The organism is Corynebacterium sp. HMSC055D05 (assembly GCF_001810365.1).
GTDB classification, from domain to species: Bacteria; Actinomycetota; Actinomycetes; order Mycobacteriales; family Mycobacteriaceae; genus Corynebacterium; species Corynebacterium coyleae.
On the sequence record NZ_KV801078.1, the window covers coordinates 14,384 to 37,015 of the forward strand.

Annotated in this window: 24 protein-coding genes; 9 read left to right on the top strand and 15 right to left on the bottom strand. The window is 62.8% G+C overall.

Features of this window, described 5'->3' with window-relative positions; translation table 11 throughout:
• Positions 1-35: 35 nt before the first annotated feature.
• The 3 genes from mtrA to HMPREF2734_RS08575 are packed head-to-tail and all read right to left on the bottom strand — an operon-like array spanning position 36 to position 1,737.
• The gene (gene mtrA, locus HMPREF2734_RS08565; RefSeq protein ID WP_083279481.1) at positions 36-719 is read right to left on the bottom strand and encodes an MtrAB system response regulator MtrA; all 684 of its coding nucleotides are present in this window, start codon (positions 717-719) and stop codon (positions 36-38) included.
• A 46-nt stretch (positions 720-765) separates the two neighbouring features.
• Entirely contained in the window at positions 766-1,371 is a 606-nt protein-coding gene (locus HMPREF2734_RS08570; RefSeq protein WP_070422854.1) for a dTMP kinase, read from the bottom strand.
• Positions 1,372-1,383: 12 nt separating this feature from the next.
• Positions 1,384-1,737 (bottom strand): DUF4259 domain-containing protein, encoded by a 354-nt coding sequence (locus tag HMPREF2734_RS08575; RefSeq protein WP_070422853.1) that lies wholly within the window; start codon positions 1,735-1,737, stop codon positions 1,384-1,386.
• A gap of 186 nt (positions 1,738-1,923) precedes the next feature.
• On the opposite strand from HMPREF2734_RS08575, the gene HMPREF2734_RS08580 reads away from it, so the two are divergent.
• Positions 1,924-2,892 carry a hypothetical protein gene (locus HMPREF2734_RS08580; RefSeq protein WP_070570486.1) on the top strand — a complete coding sequence of 323 codons (969 nt, stop codon included), beginning with the start codon at positions 1,924-1,926 and terminating at the stop codon, positions 2,890-2,892.
• Positions 2,893-2,909: 17 nt separating this feature from the next.
• Here HMPREF2734_RS08580 and manA read toward each other — a convergent pair whose 3' ends face one another.
• From manA to HMPREF2734_RS08595, 3 genes are all read right to left on the bottom strand, one after another.
• The gene (gene manA, locus HMPREF2734_RS08585; protein WP_070570488.1) at positions 2,910-4,103 is read right to left on the bottom strand and encodes a mannose-6-phosphate isomerase, class I; all 1,194 of its coding nucleotides are present in this window, start codon (positions 4,101-4,103) and stop codon (positions 2,910-2,912) included.
• Between the two features lie 83 nt (positions 4,104-4,186).
• Positions 4,187-5,557, bottom strand: coding sequence for a phosphomannomutase/phosphoglucomutase (locus HMPREF2734_RS08590; RefSeq protein WP_070482361.1), 1,371 nt, complete (start codon positions 5,555-5,557; stop codon positions 4,187-4,189).
• 56 nt (positions 5,558-5,613) lie between these two features.
• Positions 5,614-6,087: a DUF3499 domain-containing protein gene (locus HMPREF2734_RS08595; RefSeq protein WP_083279486.1), complete on the bottom strand. Its 474-nt coding sequence runs from the start codon at positions 6,085-6,087 to the stop codon at positions 5,614-5,616.
• A gap of 92 nt (positions 6,088-6,179) precedes the next feature.
• Here HMPREF2734_RS08595 and HMPREF2734_RS08600 point away from each other — a divergent pair, with 92 nt between their 5' ends.
• Positions 6,180-6,668: a metallopeptidase family protein gene (locus HMPREF2734_RS08600; RefSeq protein WP_070422848.1), complete on the top strand. Its 489-nt coding sequence runs from the start codon at positions 6,180-6,182 to the stop codon at positions 6,666-6,668.
• Between the two features lie 26 nt (positions 6,669-6,694).
• Here HMPREF2734_RS08600 and HMPREF2734_RS08605 read toward each other — a convergent pair whose 3' ends face one another.
• From HMPREF2734_RS08605 to HMPREF2734_RS08615, 3 genes are all read right to left on the bottom strand, one after another.
• Positions 6,695-6,943, bottom strand: coding sequence for a WhiB family transcriptional regulator (locus HMPREF2734_RS08605; RefSeq protein ID WP_171194374.1), 249 nt, complete (start codon positions 6,941-6,943; stop codon positions 6,695-6,697).
• 335 nt (positions 6,944-7,278) lie between these two features.
• Entirely contained in the window at positions 7,279-8,340 is a 1,062-nt protein-coding gene (locus tag HMPREF2734_RS08610; protein ID WP_070422892.1) for a mannose-1-phosphate guanylyltransferase, read from the bottom strand.
• 82 nt (positions 8,341-8,422) lie between these two features.
• Positions 8,423-9,379, bottom strand: coding sequence for a glycosyltransferase family 2 protein (locus HMPREF2734_RS08615; RefSeq protein ID WP_070422891.1), 957 nt, complete (start codon positions 9,377-9,379; stop codon positions 8,423-8,425).
• A gap of 68 nt (positions 9,380-9,447) precedes the next feature.
• Here HMPREF2734_RS08615 and HMPREF2734_RS08620 point away from each other — a divergent pair, with 68 nt between their 5' ends.
• Both HMPREF2734_RS08620 and HMPREF2734_RS08625 read left to right on the top strand, forming a co-directional pair.
• Entirely contained in the window at positions 9,448-11,031 is a 1,584-nt protein-coding gene (locus HMPREF2734_RS08620; RefSeq protein ID WP_070570490.1) for an LCP family protein, read from the top strand.
• A gap of 51 nt (positions 11,032-11,082) precedes the next feature.
• Positions 11,083-12,765 carry an AbgT family transporter gene (locus HMPREF2734_RS08625; RefSeq protein WP_083308132.1) on the top strand — a complete coding sequence of 561 codons (1,683 nt, stop codon included), beginning with the start codon at positions 11,083-11,085 and terminating at the stop codon, positions 12,763-12,765.
• A gap of 30 nt (positions 12,766-12,795) precedes the next feature.
• On the opposite strand, the gene HMPREF2734_RS08630 is transcribed toward HMPREF2734_RS08625, so the two are convergent.
• Entirely contained in the window at positions 12,796-14,088 is a 1,293-nt protein-coding gene (locus HMPREF2734_RS08630) for a M20 family metallopeptidase (protein WP_070570492.1), read from the bottom strand.
• A 226-nt stretch (positions 14,089-14,314) separates the two neighbouring features.
• On the opposite strand from HMPREF2734_RS08630, the gene HMPREF2734_RS08635 reads away from it, so the two are divergent.
• From HMPREF2734_RS08635 to HMPREF2734_RS08645, 3 genes are all read left to right on the top strand, one after another.
• Positions 14,315-15,856 carry an AbgT family transporter gene (locus tag HMPREF2734_RS08635; protein WP_083308133.1) on the top strand — a complete coding sequence of 514 codons (1,542 nt, stop codon included), beginning with the start codon at positions 14,315-14,317 and terminating at the stop codon, positions 15,854-15,856.
• Between the two features lie 18 nt (positions 15,857-15,874).
• Complete coding sequence (locus tag HMPREF2734_RS08640) at positions 15,875-16,531, top strand: TIGR03089 family protein (protein WP_070570494.1); 657 nt, start codon at positions 15,875-15,877, stop codon at positions 16,529-16,531.
• Between the two features lie 73 nt (positions 16,532-16,604).
• The gene (locus HMPREF2734_RS08645; RefSeq protein ID WP_070422844.1) at positions 16,605-16,928 is read left to right on the top strand and encodes a hypothetical protein; all 324 of its coding nucleotides are present in this window, start codon (positions 16,605-16,607) and stop codon (positions 16,926-16,928) included.
• A gap of 50 nt (positions 16,929-16,978) precedes the next feature.
• Here HMPREF2734_RS08645 and HMPREF2734_RS08650 read toward each other — a convergent pair whose 3' ends face one another.
• The 3 genes from HMPREF2734_RS08650 to HMPREF2734_RS08660 are packed head-to-tail and all read right to left on the bottom strand — an operon-like array spanning position 16,979 to position 19,110.
• Positions 16,979-17,446, bottom strand: coding sequence for a YdcF family protein (locus HMPREF2734_RS08650; RefSeq protein WP_083308134.1), 468 nt, complete (start codon positions 17,444-17,446; stop codon positions 16,979-16,981).
• Complete coding sequence (gene purE, locus HMPREF2734_RS08655; protein ID WP_070570497.1) at positions 17,439-17,942, bottom strand: 5-(carboxyamino)imidazole ribonucleotide mutase; 504 nt, start codon at positions 17,940-17,942, stop codon at positions 17,439-17,441. The genes HMPREF2734_RS08650 and purE overlap by 8 nt, the downstream gene beginning before the upstream one ends.
• A gap of 4 nt (positions 17,943-17,946) precedes the next feature.
• Positions 17,947-19,110, bottom strand: coding sequence for a 5-(carboxyamino)imidazole ribonucleotide synthase (locus HMPREF2734_RS08660; RefSeq protein ID WP_083308135.1), 1,164 nt, complete (start codon positions 19,108-19,110; stop codon positions 17,947-17,949).
• A 58-nt stretch (positions 19,111-19,168) separates the two neighbouring features.
• On the opposite strand from HMPREF2734_RS08660, the gene budA reads away from it, so the two are divergent.
• Positions 19,169-19,897 carry an acetolactate decarboxylase gene (budA, locus tag HMPREF2734_RS08665; RefSeq protein WP_070570499.1) on the top strand — a complete coding sequence of 243 codons (729 nt, stop codon included), beginning with the start codon at positions 19,169-19,171 and terminating at the stop codon, positions 19,895-19,897.
• Positions 19,898-19,922: 25 nt separating this feature from the next.
• On the opposite strand, the gene HMPREF2734_RS08670 is transcribed toward budA, so the two are convergent.
• Both HMPREF2734_RS08670 and HMPREF2734_RS08675 read right to left on the bottom strand, forming a co-directional pair.
• A complete protein-coding gene (locus HMPREF2734_RS08670; RefSeq protein WP_070449537.1) occupies positions 19,923-20,378 on the bottom strand; it encodes a hypothetical protein in 456 nt (151 codons plus the stop codon).
• A gap of 22 nt (positions 20,379-20,400) precedes the next feature.
• Positions 20,401-21,132, bottom strand: coding sequence for a biotin--[acetyl-CoA-carboxylase] ligase (locus HMPREF2734_RS08675; RefSeq protein ID WP_070570501.1), 732 nt, complete (start codon positions 21,130-21,132; stop codon positions 20,401-20,403).
• A 210-nt stretch (positions 21,133-21,342) separates the two neighbouring features.
• On the opposite strand from HMPREF2734_RS08675, the gene HMPREF2734_RS08680 reads away from it, so the two are divergent.
• On the top strand, positions 21,343-22,590 hold the full coding sequence (locus HMPREF2734_RS08680; protein ID WP_070422885.1) for an ATP-binding protein: 1,248 nt from the start codon (positions 21,343-21,345) through the stop codon (positions 22,588-22,590).
• Positions 22,591-22,632: the final 42 nt, after the last annotated feature.

Below are 22,632 nucleotides of genomic sequence, written 5' to 3' on the forward strand. Positions count from 1 at the left end.
ACGCGTTCGCGTGCGCGTTTGAGCGCATTCAGCGACTACACCCCCGGCTTGCCGGTCTTATAGCCCACACCACGCACGGTGAGGATGATCTCCGGGTTCTCCGGGTCGTGCTCAATCTTGGAGCGCAGACGCTGGACATGCACGTTAACCAGGCGCGTATCCGAAGCGTTGCGGTAGCCCCACACGGACTCCAGCAGCTCCTCGCGGGTGTGCACCTGATTCGGCTTCTGCGCCATTTCCAGCAAAAGGTCAAACTCGAGCGGGGTCAGCTGAATTTCCTGGCCGCCGCGAGTCACGGTGTGCTGCGGAACGTCAATGGTCAGATCGCCAACCTCGTAGATTTCCGCCGGCTCGTCGTCAGTACGACGCAGACGCGCGCGGATTCGGGCGACCAGTTCCTTCGGCTTGAAGGGTTTGGTGATGTAGTCGTCCGCACCAGACTCCAGTCCAAGCACCACGTCCACCGTGTCGGTCTTCGCTGTCAGCATGACAATCGGCACGGCGGACTGCTTGCGGATCTCGCGGCAAATATCAATGCCGTTGACGCCTGGCAGCATCAGGTCGAGCAGGATCAGATCCGGATCAAAGCTGCGCCACGCGCCAACGGCCTCAGCGCCATCGGTGACGGAACTCGTCTCAAACCCCTCGGCCTCAAGCACGATGGTGAGCATCTCGTTGATCGCCGGGTCATCGTCCACGACCAGGATCTTGTGGGCCACATGTACTCCTTTGTCAGGGCTTTTATGGGGGTTGAAATGACGAGGCTTATGCCAGGTCGCGTATTGCCTGAATGATAACCGCAGGATCCGAACCGCGTACCCATGGCCCACCCCACGACATTTCCGCCAGCCGTCCGTACATCGCATACGTTGCGGCCTGCAGGCCACCATCGCGTTCGTAGCGATCGCGCGCACGCGTTGCGTCCTGCGTCTCGCGCTTCGCTGCGCGTTCCCGCGCAAGCTCAGGGCTCGTATCGACGAGCACCTGCAAGTCCGGCCTCGGCAACCCCAAACGCCCAAACTCCAGGTCTTCCACCCAGCGCAAGGCGGCATCGTCACCGGTGCGCGCAGTGGTGTATGCGGCGTTAGAGGCCACGTAGCGGTCCAGGATGAGGACGCGGGACGGATCGTCGACGTACTCGTCGAGAAGCGCCTTCGCCCCATGACGGTCAAGTGCGAACAGTGTCGCCATCGCAAACGCGGAATCCGTCACATCCCCCATGCGCCCGTGCAGCGCGTCTTGTGCGAGCTGGGCGTGAATGGAGTCCTCGTAACGCGGAAACGCAAGCGTGTCGGCGTTGAGTTCCTTCTTGATCGCGGTGACAAGCGTGTTCTTGCCCGCGCCATCGATACCTTCAAACGCAATAATCATGGCCGCAAACCGTTAGGCCAGCGCCTCGAGGAACTGCTCAAGGTCCGCCTCGGTCTCCACTGCTTCCAGCACCGCAGCAGCAGCCTCGACGAGCTTCTCGTCGATCTCGTCCGGGCGCAGACGGATGAACGGGTACGCCTCTGCCACATCACCGGCAGAAAAAGGTGCACCCGACCAAATTGCAGCGATCGTCGCCGCAGCCTGGCCGTTGAGGATCTCATCTTCGCTTGCGGAATCCCCATTTGCGGCGAGGAGCACGGCGTCACGCACTGCTTCCACAATCTCGTCGGTATCCAGGTCAGAGATCTCGTCGAGGAAATCTGCATTGGTGTCAATGGTGAAAATCTGCTCGTCCCAGGTCGTCACTGTGACGCTCCTTCCGTCTGTATCGAGTGCTGCAAACACGGTATCTATTACGTCTTTATATACGGCACTTGCACCTTATGGGGGTACACCTTCGCCGTACGACGTGCTATAAACATTCCTACACCACCATACTGTTACCAATTCGTGATGTAAGGGCTGCGCGCCGACCGTGGAAGGAGCGGGGACGTGAAACCGACCAACCGCCGTACCGCTGCTCTTTTTGCTGCAGGCCTCGGGCTTGCTGGCCTGACCGGTTGGACCGTATGGGCGTCATCGTCCACCGGGCCTTCGGACCACGCAGGCTTTTCCGCCGAGGCAGCAGACACCACCAGCGCGCACTCGACAACCTCAAGCACGTCGAGTTCCCGCACAGCGACCAACTCGTCGACAACAGAAACCTCTGCAGATGGGCGCACTGACGGAAACGATGCACCGGTAGACCAGGACTACAGCGCACAACACGGCATGCAGGGTGGCACGCACCACGTCAACCCGAACTATGCGGCGCAGAACGATCCATACCTGCCACCGCACGCAGTGGTGGGCCAGGCAGATCCGGCGCAGCCGACCAAGGTGTACCGCCCGACCAACATCGTTGTGCCGCCACCGGCCCAGTCGACCCAGTCGGCCCAGCAGGCACCGCAATCACAGCGATCGGGGCCGCAGTCGGCCTCACAGTCGACCCGCCCGTCTGGAACAACGAGCGAAGAACGGCCGAACCGCCCCGAGACAACGCCTGAGTCCCCGTCGGAGTCCAGGCCGCAGCCAACGCCTGAGGCGTCGCACCCGTCCACACCGGACACGCCTGGCACGTCTGCACAAACGCCGACCGAGACCGACTCGGCAGGCACCTCCGGGATCCCCACGGCACCATCCGAGCCCGAGCGCGGCCCCGACACATCTGCGGACAACGAGCCGAAGATCAAGGACGGCAAACCCGCACCCGGCTCCTCCCCCGCCGAGTCAACCTCGCGCGAGAACGATCGCGATGAGCACCCCGAAAACAACAAGGCGATTCCTGCAGACCAGCTGGAGGCTCAACTGCAGTCGCAGGCATCTGCGCCCACAACTGCCCGGGCGCGTGTGCCGGGCAAGGAGGACGTGGCCGGATACCCCCAGCCGGATGAGGGCTTTAGCCCCCCGCGAGGCGCTTGACCAGATCGCGCGAAGCGTTACACGGTAGCCACAAACACCTGGGTGGGTTCCCCATCCGTTGCAGGCCGCAGGGTCACCGCACCATCGCTTGCGGGAATCCACACAGCCTCCCCAGCGGCGATTGACATTGTCCCGTCCGTGGCGGTGCCCGCGGTGCAGAGTGCGATTGCGGGGCCATCTTCGTCGATACGCAACTCGCCCTGATCAAGCTCGTGCATGCTCACGGTGAAACTCTCCACCGGCAGCACGAATCGCTTCCCACCAGCCACCTCCTCGGTGTCTGCGCGCGGCGATTCCAACGAAGAAAAGTCGAGTACACGCACGAGCTCTGGCACATCTACGTGCTTGGTGGTCAGGCCACCGCGCAGAACGTTGTCGGAGTTTTCCATGACCTCCACGCCGAGACCGCTGAGGTAGGCATGCAGTTGACCTGCGCCGAGGAACGCCGCCTCACCCGGCTTGAGGGTGACAATGTTGAGCAGCAGAGCCGCAAACGCACCAGCGTCGCCTGGGTAACGCTGCGCTAGTTCAAGGAATACCTCGGCTGCTTCCACAACCCACGCAGGGTGGGCTGCGGTGCCTCCATCGGCAATCGTGCGGGCACTATGTCCGACGGCGTCGAGCACCTCCGTCAGCGCGGGCTTGGGTAACGACACCAGGGTTGTAAACAACACCCGCATGTCTCCTGCACCGCCGGCCGCCGGCAGTAGTGCTGCGTAACGGTCCCAGGCTGGGGAGGAAAACGCCTCGAACAACTCGGTCATCTGCTCCACAGGGCGGAACCCCGCCATCGCACGGAACGTAGTCAACGCGACGATAAGTTCCGGCTTCGGGTTCGAGTCCTTGTAGTTGCGCTGCGGGCTGTTGAGGCTGATGCCCTCAGCGTTTTCCCGTTCGAAGCCAGCAACGGCCTGCTCGCGCGACGGGTGCGCTTGGATACTCAGCGGGGAATCCGCCGCGAGCAACTTCACCAAAAACGGCAGTTGCTCGCCGTACTGGGCAATCACGCGGTCGCCCAATGCTGCCTGGGGGTCCTCGGCGATGATCTCGTCGAGGCCACGTCCGTCAATGGTCGCTGGGGCGGCAGGGTGGGCACCAAACCACAGTTCGGCCTCGGGCTTCTCGCTCGGCGAGGGCGTCCCCCTCAGCTGTGCGAGCAGCGTCCGCGACCCCCATGGGTAGGGTCGCAGTACCCCATCCAATCGCTCCATGTGGCCTCCTTTGGTTCTGCGTGAGCGCAAACGTCCAAAATAGCAGTCCCACGCTCCCCGTTCGAGTTACAAGAATTCGGTGCCTAGGAACGAATCAGGCCAAGAATCTCGTTGACCAGCGCGTCGACCTCTTCCTGGGTCGGCGCTTCCGCGTTAAGACGCAGCAGCGGCTCCGTGTTGGATGCACGCACGTTGAACCACGCCTTGGAGTCCTTCAACTGCACAGTCACACCGTCGAGGGTGTCTACCGATTCCGCACGATCCGCGAACGCATCCACCACACGCTTCGTCGCCGCTTCCTGGTCGGCAACTTCCGAGTTGATCTCGCCAGATGCGACGTAGCGCTCGTACTGCGCCATCAGTTCACTCAGCGGCTTGTCCTGCTCTGCCAGCGCCGCCAAAACGTGGAGCGCAGCGACCAAGCCAGAGTCCGCGTTGAAGAACTCAGCAAAGTAGTAGTGGGCGGAGTGCTCACCGCCGAATAGCGCGTTGTGCTCGGCCATCTTGGCCTTAATGTAAGAGTGGCCCACACGGGTGCGTACGGCGGTGCCACCACATTCGTCGATCATCTCCGGCACTGCACGCGAGGTAATCAGGTTGTGGATGATCGTCGCACCGGGGTTCTCCGCAAGGGTGCGCGTGGCAATCAGCGCAGTGATGGCGGAGGGCGAGACGGCCTCGCCCCGCTCGTCGACAACAAAGCAACGATCCGCATCCCCATCAAACGCCAACCCGATGTCCGCACCCTGCTCAACAGTGAACTTCTGCAGGTCAACCAAATTCTTCGGGTCGAGCGGGTTCGCCTCATGGTTCGGGAAAGTTCCGTCTAACTCGAAGTACAGCGGGCGAATATCCATATCCCCCAACGCCGCCGGAACCGTCAGCCCAGCCATGCCGTTTGCGGCATCCACTGCCACGACCAACTTGCGCCGCGTAGGCACCGGCACCAGATCACGCACATACTTCGCGTATGCCTCGAGCGCATTTTGCTTCTCGACGACACCACGTTCCCCCTCAAACTCCGGCACGCCCTCAAGAATCATGCGGCCGATTTCCGACAAACCGGTATCTGTAGACACCGGGGTCGCGCCCGCGCGGCAGAGTTTGATGCCGTTGTACTGAGCCGGATTGTGCGAGGCGGTAAACATCGCACCAGCGCAACGCTGGGAGCCGGCAACGAAGTAGAGCTCGTCAGTCGACGTCAGCCCCAAGTCGGTGACATTAAGCCCCTGGGAGGCAGCTCCCTCGGCGAACGCCGCGGCCAGCGCCGGCGACGACGGACGCATGTCGTGGCCGACAGCGATACGGGTCTCACCCTCCTCGCGCAGAATGTGGGCAAACGCAGCGCCGGCGGTGCGGACAAAGTCCTCGTCGATGTGCTCGCCGACAACGCCTCGAACGTCGTAGGCCTTAATAACGCTGCTCAGAGTCTCACGTGTGTGCTGGATAGCCATGCAGGCCATCTTAGTGCGCCCCGCGACACGACCCCTCCCCGGCTGCTGTGGTTTCGCTATTCCTGCTCAGCCGAAGGATCCGGCACGATGCGCAAATGCGAACGGCGCGCCGCCTTATGCGCAGCAATCTGCTCTTCCACCCGCTTCGTGCGATGCACCGGGTGGTTCGAGGTATCCGGGTCGTTGAAGTCGTGCGAGGCCTCGTACTCGATTGGGTCCTGCGAAGAATCGACCAAACCAGTGGTCAGTCGACCCGCCTCACGCACGGCCTCAGCCAAGGCGGTGATGTCGGAGGCTTCCGGATCGTCATCCTCATCGCCTTCTAACTCGACGTGCTCTACACGGACCATTTCCCAACCAACGGGCGCGGTGATGTGGGCGGAATGGCGCTCACACAAGTCCCACGCATGCGGATCTGCTACCGGGGCGAGCGGACCGATCACTGCCGTCGAGTCCGCGTACGCGTAAATCAGCGTGGCCACAGCGGGCCTGCCGCAACCCGGGCGACAACAACGACGGAAGACATTCACGGCGGACAGTCTAAACCCCTTCTTGAGGTTTTTGTACTGCGGCGCGGCGCGCCCCCTCCACACCTGCCTGTTTCCACCTTAGGATTGCCGTCATGCAAACCCCTTCCAGGCCCGGCGTCGGCCCCTCGCACGTCCGCGCCGCACGCGACCGCCACGGGCGAGGTGCCCGTGGCCCGCTCCTGCCCGTTGGGGTGCCCCGCTATCGCTCGCGCAACGACGCATTCGACGCACTTGTCATGGAAGCCTACGCCCCGCTCCACAACGCGTACTTTGAGCAGCTGGCAAGCGTGGATTTGGCGGTGGACACGATCCCACGCATGCGCCTGCACGCAGATATGACGATCTTGCCGGACGAGATCATCGCCGACGGCCCGGTCCCTCTCGGACGGGTGCTCCAGGCAGGCGTAGATCAGCACGGCAACCCCACCCGTGCGCGCTTTGTCGTGTTTCGCATGCCGATAGAACACCGCGCGGTGACCACCCAGGAGCGTGCAGAGTTGCTCACGTGGGTGCTCACCGCGCTGGTAGCAAACTATTTAAATTTGGATCCACGCACTGTGAATCCCGATTTTCCCTGGTAGATCCACACTGTAGATCTTGGGAGTTGTTAGCCGATCTGCTTCTTCAGACGGCGACGCTCACGATCGGACAGCCCACCCCAAATACCGAAGCGCTCATCGTGCTCGAGTGCGTACTCGAGGCACTCATCGCGCACTGCGCATGCCTTGCAGATTCGTTTGGCCTCACGAGTTGAGCCGCCTTTTTCAGGAAAGAAGGCCTCGGGGTCAGTCTGCGCACACAGCGCCTGGTCCTGCCACTCCTGCTCGACAGCGCCAAACAACTCGTCGAGGGTCATCCCTCCCGCAGCAGCGCCGCGGAGGATGGCGTCCGCTTGATTTTCCACGCCATTACCTTCCCTGTTGCTTAGTTGATCTTTTCGGTGGTCGTTCGAAGAGTGATGCACCCGCTGGTTGCGGATGCGGAAATAACACTTCTGTGATTACACACCGAGGCACTAAATAGTCGCAACCAAAATGTGAGCCGAGCGCGCCTTTTTTAGACATTCCCCACGACAACTTTCACACCAGTCACAACTGTCACAGTATAGCTGCAATGGGGGTGGACTTCGGGGGTACTACATGTAGTGTCGGGACTAAAAAGCGCGACTATTTGGCCGTGTTGGCGTGTCGGTTACGCGTCTGGGGAGAAACGCACTCCCGAATCTGGGATCACAACACCCGGCCACACACGCATGCCACCCTGCAGCTCGCAGCGCGCACCAATCTGGGCGCCTTCACCGATCACACAATCAACCAAGCGCGCATTCGCTCCAATCGTGGCTCCGGCAGCAATGATGGAATTGCGCACCATTGCGCCAGGCTCGATGGTCACGCCATCGAAGATCACAGAGTCGTCGATACGCGAGCCCGCCCCAATCTCACAGCCACGGCCAACCGTTGTGCCGCCCATCAGAATCACGCCGTGCGCAACACCGGCAGACGGATCCACCACAGATTCGCCCGTACGCCCCTTCAACAGTGGCGAGTACGCAATGCCGCGCACCACATCCGAGGAGCCCTGGACGAAATCGTCCGGGCGGCCCATGTCGCGCCAGTACGACGAATCCACATGGCCGACGACCTTCGCACCCTGCTCAAGCAGGCCCGGGAAGGTTTCGCGCTCTACGGAAACCACACGTCCTGCCGGGATCTGCTCGATCACCGAACGCTTAAACACGTAGCAGCCAGCGTTGATCTGGTCGGTCGGCGGATCCTCGGTCTTTTCCAAAAAGGCCAGCACATTGCCGTCCTCATCCGTCGGCACCGAGCCGAACGCGCGCGGATCCGGCACCCGCACCAGGTGCAGTGTGACATCCGCATCCTTATCCACGTGCGTGTGCGCAATCGCCGACAGGTCCGCGCCAGAAAGCACATCACCGTTGAAGACCATCACGTTGTCGTAGCGGAGCTTCTCGTAGACGTTGCGGATGCCACCGCCGGTGCCAAGCGCTTCTTCCTCCACGACGTATTCGATCTCTAGACCGAACTCGGAGCCGTCGCCGAAGTACTCCTCAAACACCTCTGCCTTATAGGACGTCCCCAGCACCACGTGACGCATGCCAGCCTCACGGATGCGGGCAAGCAGATGTGCCAAGAACGGGAAACCTGCCGTCGGCAACATCGGCTTGGGTGTAGAGACAGTCAGCGGACGAAGGCGTGTGCCACGCCCGCCGACGAGAATCACCGCATCCATTTCTGTGATTTCTGCAATTTCAGCAGACTCGGTGATTTCGGTGGAGGCTGTCTGAGCCATTGCTAGATCCTTCATCTTGTTGTCAGTTCACTTCCCCACGGCCGGTGCCAGCCCTGCGTGCCGGTTTCGCCCTACCCAACTGCAGCGCACCCCTCACTCGGAGGCCGAGCCACAACGCCCAGCGGATGGGAGCTTGCCACGCATGCGGATGGCGGTCGCGCTGGAACCGATACGCCGAGGCGTGGTGCGCAGGCACCGTAACTCCCCTGTGTCGGTCCGCAACATGGCCCTGATCGTGCAAGATCACGGAACTCGGGCAGTACAAATTGTCCCAGCCTGCACGGGTAAGACGGTCACCGAAGTCGATGTCTTCCAGGTACATGAAGTAGCGCTCGTCGAACCCGCCGATCTGGTCAAACGCATCCCACCGCACAAGGAGGCACGCGCCGGACAGCCAGCCTGCTGTGCGTTGCACCTCCATATTCGCCCCGGCTTGGTACGCGCGGGAAAACGGGTTGGACGGCCAGTAGTCGTACAGCAGCGCGTGCCCGATCCCCATGGCCAGGCTGGGCACCTCGCGCGCGCTGGGGTATGCGGAGCCGTCGGCCTCTTCAATCCTGGGCCCGGCGGCGCCAGCCTTCGGCGCGTCGTCGGCGCAGTGGATCAACTCGTCGATGCTCCCCGGGGTGAACTCCACGTCGGGGTTCACAATAAGGAAGTAGTCGCCGCGCACCGCACCTGCTTTTCGACGATCCCCCAACTGCCGAGCAGCCGCATTAATCGCGGCTCCATAACCGATGTTTCCACCAGTGGGGAAAAACTCCACGTGCTCGTGCTCGCGTGCGGCCTGCTGCGGCACGCCGTCCTTGGAGCCGTTGTCGGCGCAAAGCAGCACAACGGGGCGCGTCGTCGCCTTCTCCAAGGAGGCGATGAGCTGCGCCAAGTGCTCCCCAGGCGAATACGTCACGGTGATCACCGCGAGTGGCGCCTGATGAGCGTCAGGATGATGCTCTGTGTCTTTCACAATGTTGGACAGCATACCCACCATGACCTCCAATTCCGGCGCACGGCACAGGGCGAGCCGGGGAATGTCGTATAATTCCCGGCGTGACTGAGCCCAGGCGGCAAGCCCGCGATATCAAACCTGCCCCGTCCCGGGTGCGGGATGTTTCGCAATCTGGCCACCCCGCACTGCGAACCACCCTTGCCATCGTCTCCGCCGCCGCGATCGCCCTGTCGGGCGTCGGGTATTTCGCCGTTGGGCGGCTTGGCGGGCAGTTGAGCGCGTCGGACTTAAAGGTGTCGTCGCAAAGCAAAGGCAAAGACGGCAACGCCCTGGACGGCGCAATGGACATCCTGCTGGTGGGCTCCGATTCGCGCACGGACGCGCAGGGCAACCCCTTAAGTGAGCAGGAACTTTCCCGTCTGAACGCCGGTATCGCGGACGGTGAGATCAATACCGACACCATCATGGTTATCCGCATCCCGGAGGACGGCTCACGCGCGACCGCAGTGTCCATCCCACGCGATACCTATGTGCATACGGACGACTACGGCAACCTGAAAATCAATGGCGTCTACGGCGCACACGCTGCCGCAAAACGCGAAGAACTGATCGAATCCGGCATGAGCGAAGGCCCGGCGCTCGAACAGCAGGTTGCTCGCGCAGGACAAGAGGGACTGATCGACGCCGTCGCGGACCTCACCGGTGTCGAAGTCGACCACTTCGCCCAGGTCGGTCTCCTTGGCTTCGTGCTGCTCACCGACGCTGTCGGCGGCGTCAAAGTGTGCCTGAATAATCCCGTGGACGAGCCACTTTCCGGCGCGAAGTTCCCCGCCGGCGAGCAGACCCTCGACGGTGCGCAAGCCCTGTCGTTTGTGCGCCAACGCCACGACCTGCCGCGCGGCGACCTAGACCGCATCGTGCGCCAGCAGGCCTACATGGCTTCGCTCGTACAGTCGATGCTTTCCGCAGGCACCCTGACCAACCCGGCGAAACTGCGCGAACTGTCTAACGCTGCGGAACGCTCCGTGACACTGGATAAGGGTTGGGACATTGTGGGCTTGGCCCAGCAACTTTCCGGCCTGGCTGGTGGCAACGTCACCTTCACCACCATCCCTGTGACCTCCGTCAATGGTGTCGGTGACTATGGCGAGTCCATCGTCACCGTGGATCTACCGCAGGTGCAGAAGTTCATGGCAGATGCGATTAAGCCTGAGGAGGACAACACCGACGGCACTGAGGGTTCTGACAGTTCGGACTCCGCCACCAGCGCCCCACGCGAGGCGTTCAACGGCTACGAAGCAGTCGTGCTCAACGCCGGCAGCGTCCCCGGACAGGCTGGGCGTGTTGCTGAGATACTCAACGGCGACGGCCTGACGGTGACAAGCGTGTCCAACGCCATGGAAGGCCTCTACACAGCCACCCAAGTGCTTGCCGCAGACGAAAACGACCCGGCCGCCCAGGAGCTGGCCCAGCTGCTCGGCGGAGTGCCCGTCGTGGCCAACGCCAGCGTGGAGCCGAACACGGTCATTGCCGTCATCGCGGACGACTACAACGGGCCCGGCGCGATGGATGCTGATGAGGCGGAACAGGTCGCTCCTGTGGGCACGCCAGGTGAGGATTTCGGTGCCAACGAGCCTGCCCCTGAGCTCTCAGCTGGCGAGGACAGCCCGCGCTGCGTGAATTAATATCCCCCAATCGCCTGAAATTCGAATCGGCGACAGGTAAAACCTCTTTGCATGAACATTGCAAAGAATCATTCTGTCCACCACGCCGCCCAGGGCTCCACTTCGGTAGCACCTCAGGAGGCCACATCAGGCACGGTTCCCGACCCGGGACCGGACGATGGGACCGAACGAGATCAGACACCAAGAGGAGCCGTAGACCGGCTCCTCTCTTTTATTGAGCGGGTAGGTAACAAACTTCCGGAGCCGTTCACGCTCTTCCTGTTGCTCTTCCTGGCCACCGCGGTCATTTCCACGGTGATGGCCTGGGCGGGCCTGCAGGTGCAGGTGTCTGGCGACGACGAGGTCCGCCCCATCAAGGGCTTCTTCACCAGCGAAGGCCTTGCCTGGTTCACCGTGAACTTGGGCAAGAACTACGTTGGCTTCCCGCCGTTGGTGTACGTGCTGCCGATCATCTTGGCGGTCGGTATCGCGGAGCGCTCGGGCATGCTGTCGGCGCTGATCCGCCGGCTGTTCTCTTCCGCGAATACCTCGGTGCTGCCGTATGCGGTGGGCCTGATTGGTGTGTCCGGTTCGCTGATCGCCGACCCGGCGTTCATCGTCATCCCGCCACTTGCTGCCATGGTGTTCCAGGCTGCTGGCCGTCACCCGGTGGCGGGTCTGCTCGGTGGCTTCGCGTCCGTGGGCGCGGGGTACGCCACGTCGCTGTTGCCGGGCTCACTCGATGCGCTGTTCGCTGGCATCACGAATTCCGTGATGGAGGCGCTACCAAGCCTCGACGCCCCTGAGGTCACCGTGGTCTCTAACTACTGGTTCAACCTTGTCTCCGCGATCGTGCTGGGACTTCTGGCCGGATTCATCATCGATAAGGTCCTCGAGCCCCGCTTAAACAAGCTCGGTGTACCGAACAAGATGGTTGCTGGCGATGACGGCATGACCCGCGACCGCGACGGCAAGGAAATCTCCGCAGAGCTCACCGACGCCGAATCCCGCGGCCTGCGCACCACTCTGTGGGCCACCCTGCTGCTGACCGTGGTGTGCACGATCGTCGTCCTCATCCCGAACTCGCCGTGGCGCAACGAGGAAGGCAACTTCCTGCCGGACTCGCCCTTGATGCAGTCCACAGTGTTCATCGTGGTGCTCTACTTCGTAGTCATGGGCTTGGTCTTCGGCATGGTTGCGGGCACGATCAAACGCGTACCCGATGTCGCAGACATGATGGCTGGCGCCATGAAGGACATGGTGAACTTCCTCATCCTCGCGTTCATCCTGGGCCAGTTCATCGCCCTGTTTAACTGGTCTGGCATCGGCACCTTCACCGCCGTCAAGGGAGCCAACGCGCTCGAGTCCGCAGGCATCACCGGTTTCGCCGCCATCTTCGCGTTCGTCGTCCTGGCGTCGTGCCTGAACCTGCTGATCATCTCCGGCTCCGCACTATGGACCCTGATGGCGGCCGTGTTCGTGCCCATGTTCGCCCTGATCGGTTTCGATCCGGCCTTCATCCAGGCAGCGTTCCGTGTCGGCGATTCCGCCACCCAGATCATCACCCCGCTGAACCCGTACATCATCGTGATCCTGACGCAGCTGCGCCGCTACGAACCGAAGGCTGGCGTGGGCACGCTCATGTCGCGCCTGATCATGTTCACGGTTCCGTTCTGGATCTTCTGGATGGCCATGCTGTTCATTTGGTACACCTTCGACCTGCCGCTCGGCCCGGGTGCTGCCATCTTCCTGTAGCGCGCCATTCAGGCGTCAGTTACGCGTCATCTAGGCCTCATCTAGCAGCGCCTCCACGGAGATCGCCCCGCCCGCCGCTTCGAACTCCTCGCGAGCGCGCTGCAACAGCACCGGGTCATTGAGTACGTCAGCGATGACTTGGCCGAGCCCCACCGCGGAGTCGATCACACCGTCCATTGCGGCCGGGGTGATCGCCGCATCGGCGAACTTAGTGGTGTGCAGCGCAGTGCCCTCCGGCGCGATCTTGACCAACGGGTGGATGCCGGGCACGAGCTGCGAGACGTTGCCAAAATCTGTCGACGCCGCCTGCGAGTCCGGCAAGATCCCACCCGGCAACACTTCCCTACCCCGCGCCTGCTGGGTCGCACCCCATCGCGCCGCCAAGGTTTCGTTGTTGCGGACAGGAAGCGACATGGGGTGGTTATCCCACTGCACATCCACGCCGGTGCCGGTCATGAGGGCGGCGCCGGTAAGGATGTCGTCGATACGCTTGCTCAAATCCATGAGTGTTTCGGTGTACAGCGAACGCACGTAGAGGCTCAGCGTGGCCGTCTCCGGAATGATCGATGCCCTCGCACCACCGTCCAAGATGATTGCGTGTAGGCGATCCGACGGCGGCATCTGCTGGCGCAACAACCCCATGGCTTGGTACGCAAGCGTCGCAGCATCTAGCGCATTGCGCCCCATGTACGGCTGCATCGACGCGTGCGCGGCAACGCCGGTAAACGTTGCGGTAAGCGAGCGGCGCCCCGTCCACGCGTGCGACACCAGGTCGTAGCAGAACGGGTGGATCATCACCGCACAATCCACGCCGTCGAGCATGCCGCCGCGGATCATGTACTCCTTGCCGGTGTGGCCCTCCTCCGCCGGGGTGCCAAGAAACACGATGCGGCCCGAACCCGAACCGACCGCGCCGAGGAAACCACCCACCCCGGATGCAGCGATCACGTTGTGGCCACACGCATGCCCGATACCCGGCAGCGCGTCGTATTCAGACATCACCGCCACCGTCGGATGTGTGCTCGGGTCAAAATCGTCGCTTTGCCACTCCGCGCGCAGCGCCGTTTCCACACCATGGGCCCCTTGCTTGACGACGAACCCCTGCCCCTCAAGCACCTTCGCAATCACAGCCTGCGCATGGAATTCCTGAAACGCCTCCTCCGGGTTCGCGTGCAGGTCACGCATGATGTGTTCCAGGTCGGCCCGGACGGCTTCGACGTTGCGCTCGACCTTCCCCCACACCGCGTCACGCTCCGGATAGCCCGGCTCAATCGGGAACTGCGGCGACGCAGCGGCGATCTCATCTCGCACCACTGCGTCCATGCGTTGCAGGAAGGCAGGGTTCGGTGGGGTTGGGCTGGTCGGGCGGTTGGGATGCGTTTCGCTCACGGTCCGCTCACTCTCCGTCGATCGGATTACGTTTCTACAAAACCCTAGCGCAGAATTAATGTGACTGGTACAACATATACGCATGAGTACGCGAAAAGCCACAGAGAGCGCCGAGCTCGAGCGCTCCGCCGACAGCAGCCCACCACAGAAGAAAACCGCAATGGATCGCCTCCTCGGCACCATCGAGTCGGTAGGCAACAAACTTCCGGAGCCGTTCACGCTCTTCCTCATCCTGTTCCTCATCACCGCGGTGATCTCCACCGTGATGGCGTACTTCGGGGCCGAAGTCGCAGTGCCCGGCGAGGACGAAAGTGTGAAGATCAAGGGCTTCTTCACCGGTGAAGGCCTGGCCTGGTTCACCACTACCCTCGGCCAGAACTACCTCGGCTTCCCGCCACTGGTCACGGTCCTGCCGATCATGCTCGCCGTGGGCGTTTCCGAGCGCTCCGGCATGCTCTCCGCGCTCATCCGCAAGCTCTTCGGCTCCGCTAACCGCTCGGTTCTGCCGTATGCCGTGGGCATCATTGGCGTGACCGGCTCGATCATGGCGGACGCCGCGTTCGTGGTCATCCCGCCGCTGGCCGCGATGGTGTTCAAGGCCGCTGGCCGCCACCCGGTCGCAGGCCTGCTCGGTGGCTTCGCCGCCGTCGGCGCTGGCTACTCCACCGCACTGGTGCCAACGTCGCTGGACGCCCTGTTCGCCGGCATCACCAACGCCGTGATGGAAACCCTGCCGAGCATGGACGCCACCGAGGTCAACCCGGTGTCCAACTACTACTTCAACATCGCCGCCTCTATCATCCTGGGCCTGGCGTGTGGCTTCATCATCGACAGGATCCTCGAGCCCCGCATGCACAAACTCGACGTCCCCCAGGAGATGGTCGAGGGCGACGACGGCATGAACCGCGACACCGACGGCAACGAGATCTCCGTCGAACTGACCAAGCCGGAACGCCGCGGCCTGATGTGGGCGGGCGTCGCCACGCTTATCGTCACGGCAATCATCCTGTTCGCAGTACTCATCCCGGATTCCCCGTGGCGCAACGAAGAAGGTGGCTTCCTGCCGAAGTCCCCGCTGCTGCAGTCGATCGTGTTCATCGTCTTCACCTACTTCATGGTCCTCGGCATCGTCTACGGCAAGGTCGCCGGCACGGTGAAGAACATCAAGGACATCGTGGACATGATGACCAAGGCGATGGGCGACATGCTCGGCTTCCTGGTTCTCGCGTTCATCCTCGGCCAGTTCATTTCCCTGTTTAGTTGGTCCGGCATCGGCACCTTCTCCGCCGTCAAGGGCGCAGAGATGCTCGAGGCGGCTGGCATCACCGGCTTCGCGGCCATCCTCGCGTTCATCATCCTGGCGTCGTGCCTGAACCTGTTGGTTATTTCCGGCTCCGCGATGTGGACCCTGATGGCAGCCGTGTTCGTCCCAATGTTCGCCCTGATCGGCTTCGAGCCCGCCTTCACGCAGGCCGCGTTCCGTGTCGGCGACTCCGCCACCCAGATCATCACCCCGCTGAACCCGTACATCATCGTGATCCTGACGTTGCTTCGTCGATACGAGCCCAATGCGGGCCTGGGCACGCTGATGTCGCGCCTGATCGTGTTCGTGGTTCCGTTCTGGGTGTCCTGGGCTACCCTGCTGTTCATCTGGTACATCTTCGACCTGCCGCTCGGCCCCGGCGCTGCCATCTTCCTGTAGTGCCTACACTGGGCGAGCATGAGCATGCTTGCCCCACTTCTCGCCGCAGATCCCGCATCCCCGCGCTTCACTATTTACGACGATGCGCGGGGATTACGCATGGATTTCTCCGCCCAAACGCTGGACAACTGGGCCAGCAAAGTAGCCAACATGCTCGACGAGGAATTCGACCTCCCCCTCGACGCGAGCATCGTCATCGACCTGCCCGTCTCCTGGCAGGCTGCGGTGATTGCGGTGGGCACGTTGAACTCGTCGCGCACTCCGCTTATCGACGACCACCCAACCTCCCCGGATATCGTCTTCACCACCCCGGAACGCGCCGAAAACTGGACCGATGCCGCCGAGTGCGTTCTGGTCTCCGACGACCCGTTCGGCCGCGGCGTCGAGGAAGCCGGCGGCACCATTCCGCCCGGCACCGTGGACTTCGGCCCCACCGTGCGCTTCTACGGCGACGACTACTTCGGCAACAGCCCAGACCTGTCCACCTTCGCCCAGCCAGGCGTTAAGGCCGAACGCTACCTCGCCCAAGATTGGCGTGGCACCGATGACTTCACGATGTCGGTGATGGCACCGCTGGCCGCCGGCGGGTCCGTGGTCGTCGTCACGGGTTCGGTATCCGATAAACGGCTCCAGGAGATCTCCGCCGCTGAGAACGTCACGCGCCGTATCCAGTAGTCATGACTGTTACCCCTGCACTCCTGGGCTAAGCTGTGCCGGACACTACCCGCATTGATGAAGGGAATCCGGCATGTCCCGCACGCTGATCCGCCGCGCTGGTGCGCTGGCTCTCGCCCCCGCACTGACCGTCAGCCTCGCCACCGCAACTGTCGCCCCGGCCCAGGCTGAGACCACGGCTCAGACGGAAACCGAGAACACAAACAGCACCCCGAAAGACAAGAAGATGGCCACCGGCCCGGGTAGCTCCGAGTACACCCAGGATGAAGTCGATAACGCAGGGCGCTTCGTCGCGCTGCTGGTCGGTGCGGCTGCGATCATCGCCACCCTCGGCGCAGCAGGCCTGTACTTTGCTGGCCCACACTTCGGCATCAACCTGCCGGGTCTCCCCCGCTAGTCCCGGGCGCCGCCGTGCTGGCCGACGCCGCCCGGCACGTGTTGCATGGCTCAGCGGCCGAAGAGGCGGCGGGCGAGTCGTCGCCAAGCAACGCGCGTGATGGAGTGCGGCACGGCGAACACTTCGCGCGCGTAGTTTTTCTTCCGCGAGGTTTCAGGCGTCGTCGCAGCGACCATGCGCACCGGGATGCCCAGGTGCCACGCCCACACGCGGGTACGGGGGACGTGGAAACCGCTGGTCACTACGGTGAGGTACGACGCGTCGGGGAACAGCGCGCGGGAACGTTCCAGGTTTTCGTTCGTGGACCGCGCATGCGGCTCGAGCACCACCGCCTGAGCAGGCACACCGTGGGCGGTGAGCCAAGCGGCCATGATGTCGGCCTCCCCGTCGCCGGAGACCACGATCGGCGCCGGGGCCGCACGCCACACCTCGAGCGCCTTGTGCAAGCGGTGCTCGAGCATGCGAGAAGGGCGCCCGTCCACAATCCGGGCGCCCAACACAACGATTGGGTTACTCACCCATCAGGCGCTGGCGCAGCGCCTCGTCCTTGCGCTCTACCTCGGCTGCCATACGCGCCTGGTAGTCCACCATCTTGCGCTGCACAGCCGGGTCGGCGGCACCCAGGATGCGGGCGGCGAGCAGGCCGGCGTTCTTTGCACCACCGATGGAGACCGTTGCCACCGGGACACCTCCCGGCATCTGCACGATGGACAGCAGCGAATCCATGCCGTCAAGCGTGTCCAGCGCGCGCGGAATACCGATGACCGGCAGCGGGGTGGCCGCGGCGACCATGCCCGGCAGGTGCGCGGCACCGCCAGCGCAGGCGATGATCACCTGAAGGTCACGGGTATGTGCCTCCTTGGCGTAGGCGAGCATCTTGTCCGGGGTGCGGTGGGCGGAGACCACGCCGACCTCGAACGGGATGCCAAACTCGGCGAGTACCTCGGCGGCCGGGGCGACGGTGTCCCAGTCCGAGTCCGAGCCCATGATGATGCCAACTTGCGGCTGTGCCATCTGCTTAGTCCTTCCAGGTTGCGTGGATGATGTAGTGCGCGGCGTCCTCGGCGATCGCGAGTGCCTCCTCGACGGTGTCGGCGCACACGTTGACGTGGCCCATCTTGCGGCCCGGACGGTGGTCCTTGCCGTAGAGGTGCACCTTGGCCTGCGGGTACTTGCGCATCACCGCGACGACGCGCTCGGCCATCGGGGTATCCGGGTCCTCGTCGCCGCCAAGGGTGTTCACCATGACAGTCGCCGGCGCGAGCGTGTCCACGGCACCGAGCGGCCAGTCCAACACCGCACGGATGTGCTGCTCAAACTGGGAGGTCAGGCAGCCGTCCTGGGTCCAGTGGCCAGTGTTGTGCGGGCGCATGGCCAACTCGTTGACGGCCACCTCCGGGCCGTTCGGACCCTCAAACTCGAACAGTTCCACCGCCAGCACGCCGGTGACACCCAAGCCTTCGGCGACGCGCACGGCGAGGTCCTCGCAGTGCTTAGCCAACTCGTCCGACATGTCCGGCGCGGGCGCGATGGCCACGCGGCAAATACCGTCTGCCTGGCGCGACTCCACCACCGGCCACGCACGCACATCGCCGGAACGGTTGCGCGCCACCATCGCAGACAACTCACGCGTAAACGCGACCTTCTTCTCCGCCATCAGCGGCAGGTCACGGCCGAGCAGATCATCCACGAGTTCCGCGCATTCGCTTCTCGACGACGGGAACCACACCCCATGCCCGTCATACCCACCCCGCGTCGCCTTCAGGCAGACCTGACCATCGTTGTCGTCCCAGAACGCCTCCGCGTCCGCAGCCGACGTGATCGCTGCGAACGGCGGCACCGGCAGGCCCGCCTCCGCGAGGCGGCGGCGCTGCTCGAGTTTGTCCTGGGCGTAGATGAGGGCTTCGGGGCGGGGTTCGACGGCGACGCCGTCGTCGATAAGCAATTGCGCGTACTCGTTCGGCACATGCTCGTGATCAAACGTGACCGCGTCCGCGCCCTCGACGATCGCGCGCAGATCCTCAAGGTTGGTGTAGTCGCCGATGCGGACATCGCCGAAGACTTGCGCCGCCGACTTGTCCTTACTCGACGCGAGCACGCGAGTGTCCACGCCGAGCTCGATAGCTTCTGTTTGCATCATTCGTGCCAATTGGCCGTCGCCCAGCACGGCGACAACAGGCATCCCATACGCGTTACTCACGCCCCACACTGTAGTCGGCCAACCGACTAGCATCGCAGCCATGTCTGAAACCATCGCCCGCCACACCATTTTCCAAAACTCTCTGATGACCGCACTTCTCGACGGCATCTACGACGGCGAGCTCACCATCAGCGACATCCTGAGCAAAGGCAACTTCGGCCTCGGCACCTTCGACGCCCTCGACGGCGAGATGCTCATCCTCGACGGCGTATGCCACCAACTCACCTCCGACGGCAAAGCCCGCGTCGCTGACCTCGACCAACGCACCCCATTTACCGTGGTGACCAACTTCGTACCCCGCCTGCGTTTCGACGCACCCGCCGGCATGGTCCGCGCCGAACTCGCCAAATTTATCGACGACGCCGAACCCAGCCACAACTTCTTCACCGCCGTCAAAATCACCGGCCGATTCAAAGAAGTCCGCGTGCGCACCGTGACCAAACAAGAAAAGCCCTATCCCCCAATGTCCGAGGCGGTCTCCGACGACGCCGAACACATCTTCACCGACGTCGAAGGCGTCATCGGCGGATTCCGCACCCCCATGTACGCCAAAGGCATCGGCGTCCCCGGCTGCCACGTGCACTTCATCGACGACGAGCATTCGCGCGGCGGCCACGTTCTCGACTACACCGTCGACGACGCCGTCATCGAACTGTGCCCCGGCACCGACATGGAACTGCACCTACCCATCACCGCCGAATTCCTCGGCGGGCACCTCTCGCCTGAGGACCTCGACGAGCAGCTCCACACCACGGAAGTCAAGGACTAGCCGCGGGGCTGCGGCGCGGGTGCGCCTAGCCGCGCAGCTGCGACTGCAGCACTTTCTCCACCGCGCGCGTCTTGCCCACCCGATCGAAGCGCACCGGTTGGGCGTATCCATACAGCGCGATCCACAGGCCCCCGCGCTCCCGGCGCACCGAATGGATCTGGCGCAGCGGGATCGAATCCACCGCGCCACGCCGCCCCCGCGCCAGGACGCGCTTGTCGGTGACCACGAAGCGCCTGCGTCGCGACGACACCAACGGCAACACAAACCGCCACAGGGCCAGCATCGCCCAGATCAGCACCACAATGTTGCGCATCCCCGGATCGATGTGCGGGGTCACGTCCATCCAGCCGATCGCCATCCAGGCGATACCCGTGAGCGCCACTAACTCCAGCAACGGGAACGTCAACGAAGAAAGCGGCGCACACACGTCGGCGAGGACCACCTCGTCCTCGCCGACGCGAAACACCGCTTTGTTAGCCATGACCGGCTAGGTTACTGCACGCCTACTGGGTCGGGCGGAGGTGGTGGACATCGCCGACGGAGAACGGGGTGTCGTCGATAAGCACCTCGCCCTCATCATTAATGCCCGTGACCAGGCCGCGCACCGTCTCCTCCCCCTCGCGTAACTCCAAGCGAACCTGCTGGCCGATCGTGGAACAGACCTTGCGGTAATCCTCCAACAACTGCGGGTCGCGCTCCTGCCACTGCTTCAAACGACGGCCCATCGCGGCGAGGATGTCGGCGGCAAACTCGTCGAAATCCACGTCAATGCCCTCCAGGTTCAGGGCGGTGGCGGTCTCCACCGGCAGATCCTCCGGACGCATAGCGACGTTAATGCCGATGCCCACAATCACCCGCGGCATATCCAACGCCGAGAGGATGCCAGCGATCTTCTTGCCGCCAATCTGCACATCGTTCGGCCACTTCAACTGCGCCTGCGGCACCACATCCGTCACCGCCACCCCCGGCGCGATAGACAGCAACCCGAACGGCGGCGGGGTATCGGTCACGTCGATGACCATGCTCATGGCCAACTGCGAGCCCTTCGGAGACACCCAATGGCGGCCCAAGCGGCCCTTGCCAGCGGTTTGCTCGTCTGCGATGAGCACCGTGCCCGGCGCGGAACCGTCCTTGAGCAGGTCCGCGTTCGTCGACCCGGTGGACTCGACCCACCGCACGTCAGTCCAGTATCCGGCCACCTTGTCCTGAATTGCCTGCACGTCCTTGACACTCATGGTCACGAGCGTAGTAGGCGGCGGGGTGTTGGGGTTTCGGTGCCCCTCTCCCCGCAAAGGTCAGTTAGCGCGCTTCGCCGAAGAGGCACCCCATTTCTGAAAATTGGGTAGTAGGAGTCCTGAAAATCAGGTAGTAGCCCTTCTGAAAAACGGGTAGTAGAAGTCCTGAAAATCAGGTAGTAGGAACTATTCGTGCTGTACACTACCCGTATGTCTTATCTTCGGCGCACGCTTGATGACGAGCTTGATCTCCTCATGCCTCACCTGCCCGCAATCGCAATTGACGGACCAAAAGGTGTGGGTAAGACCGACACCGCAAGGCGCCGAGCCAACGCTGCTTGGTATCTCGACGATCCCGATATGAGGAACGTTGCCGAGGCAGATTTCTCGCTCTCCTCCGCACCAGATGAAACTCTTCTACTAGATGAGTGGCAGCATCTTCCCCAGATCTGGGATTCTGTCCGACGCCAAGTAGATCAGGGCGCTGGGCCCGGGCGCTTCCTCCTCACCGGCTCTGCTACTCCAGTCGACCCGAAGGGCTCACACTCTGGGGCCGGACGCATCGTCTCACTGAGAATGCGACCAATGGCAGTGCATGAACGTGGCGTCGCTAACCCCACATGCAGCTTCGCCGGGATCTTGGCCGGAAACACCGATGTAACTGGTTCTTCTGACTGTACGCTCGACGACTACGCACGCCTCATCACCGGAAGCGGATTCCCCGCCATCGCTTCCGCGAATCCGCTCATCCAGGTCACACTGCTGGATTCCTACATTGAGCGAATCATCGATCGTGATATTCCCGATGCAGGATACGAGGTGAGACGGCCGGAATCGCTTCGAAGCTGGTTGCGCGCATACGCTGCTGCAACAGCCACTACCACCGCTTACTCCAGACTGCTTGATGCGACCACCGGCGGTCAGACTGAACAACCAAATCAGAAGACCACACTCGCATATCGTGAGCACCTTGCAAAGATTTGGCTGCTTGATCCAGTTCCTGGTTGGGTTCCAGAAAACAATGAGTTCAAACGCCTGCAGCAAGGCCCAAAGCATCACTTGGCTGACCCTGCACTCGCTGCCAGGCTTCTTGGAATATCCCCATCTGGCCTCTTGAGTAACCGTGCTGCGCACATGTTCGGGCCGCTTTTCGAGTCTCTGTGCGCGCTCACCCTGCGTGTACTGGCCCAAGCAAACAGGGCCAAGGTCTACCACCTCAGGTCCAACGCGGGAGAGCGGGAAGTCGACTTCATCATTGAGGGCGCTGAACGGGAGGTGCTCGGGGTGGAGGTCAAGCTGAAGCCTCATATCGACGACGCCGACGTCCGACACCTCCTATGGTTGCGCGAACGTATTCCAGACCGCGTCACCAACCTCATGGTCCTTACCACGGGGAAACAGGCTTATGTACGACGTGACGGTGTGATCGTTATGCCTCTCGCGCTTCTCGGCAATTAGTGTTCCCCGCTCCCTCACCCCAACCCCGCGCCCCGGCCAGGC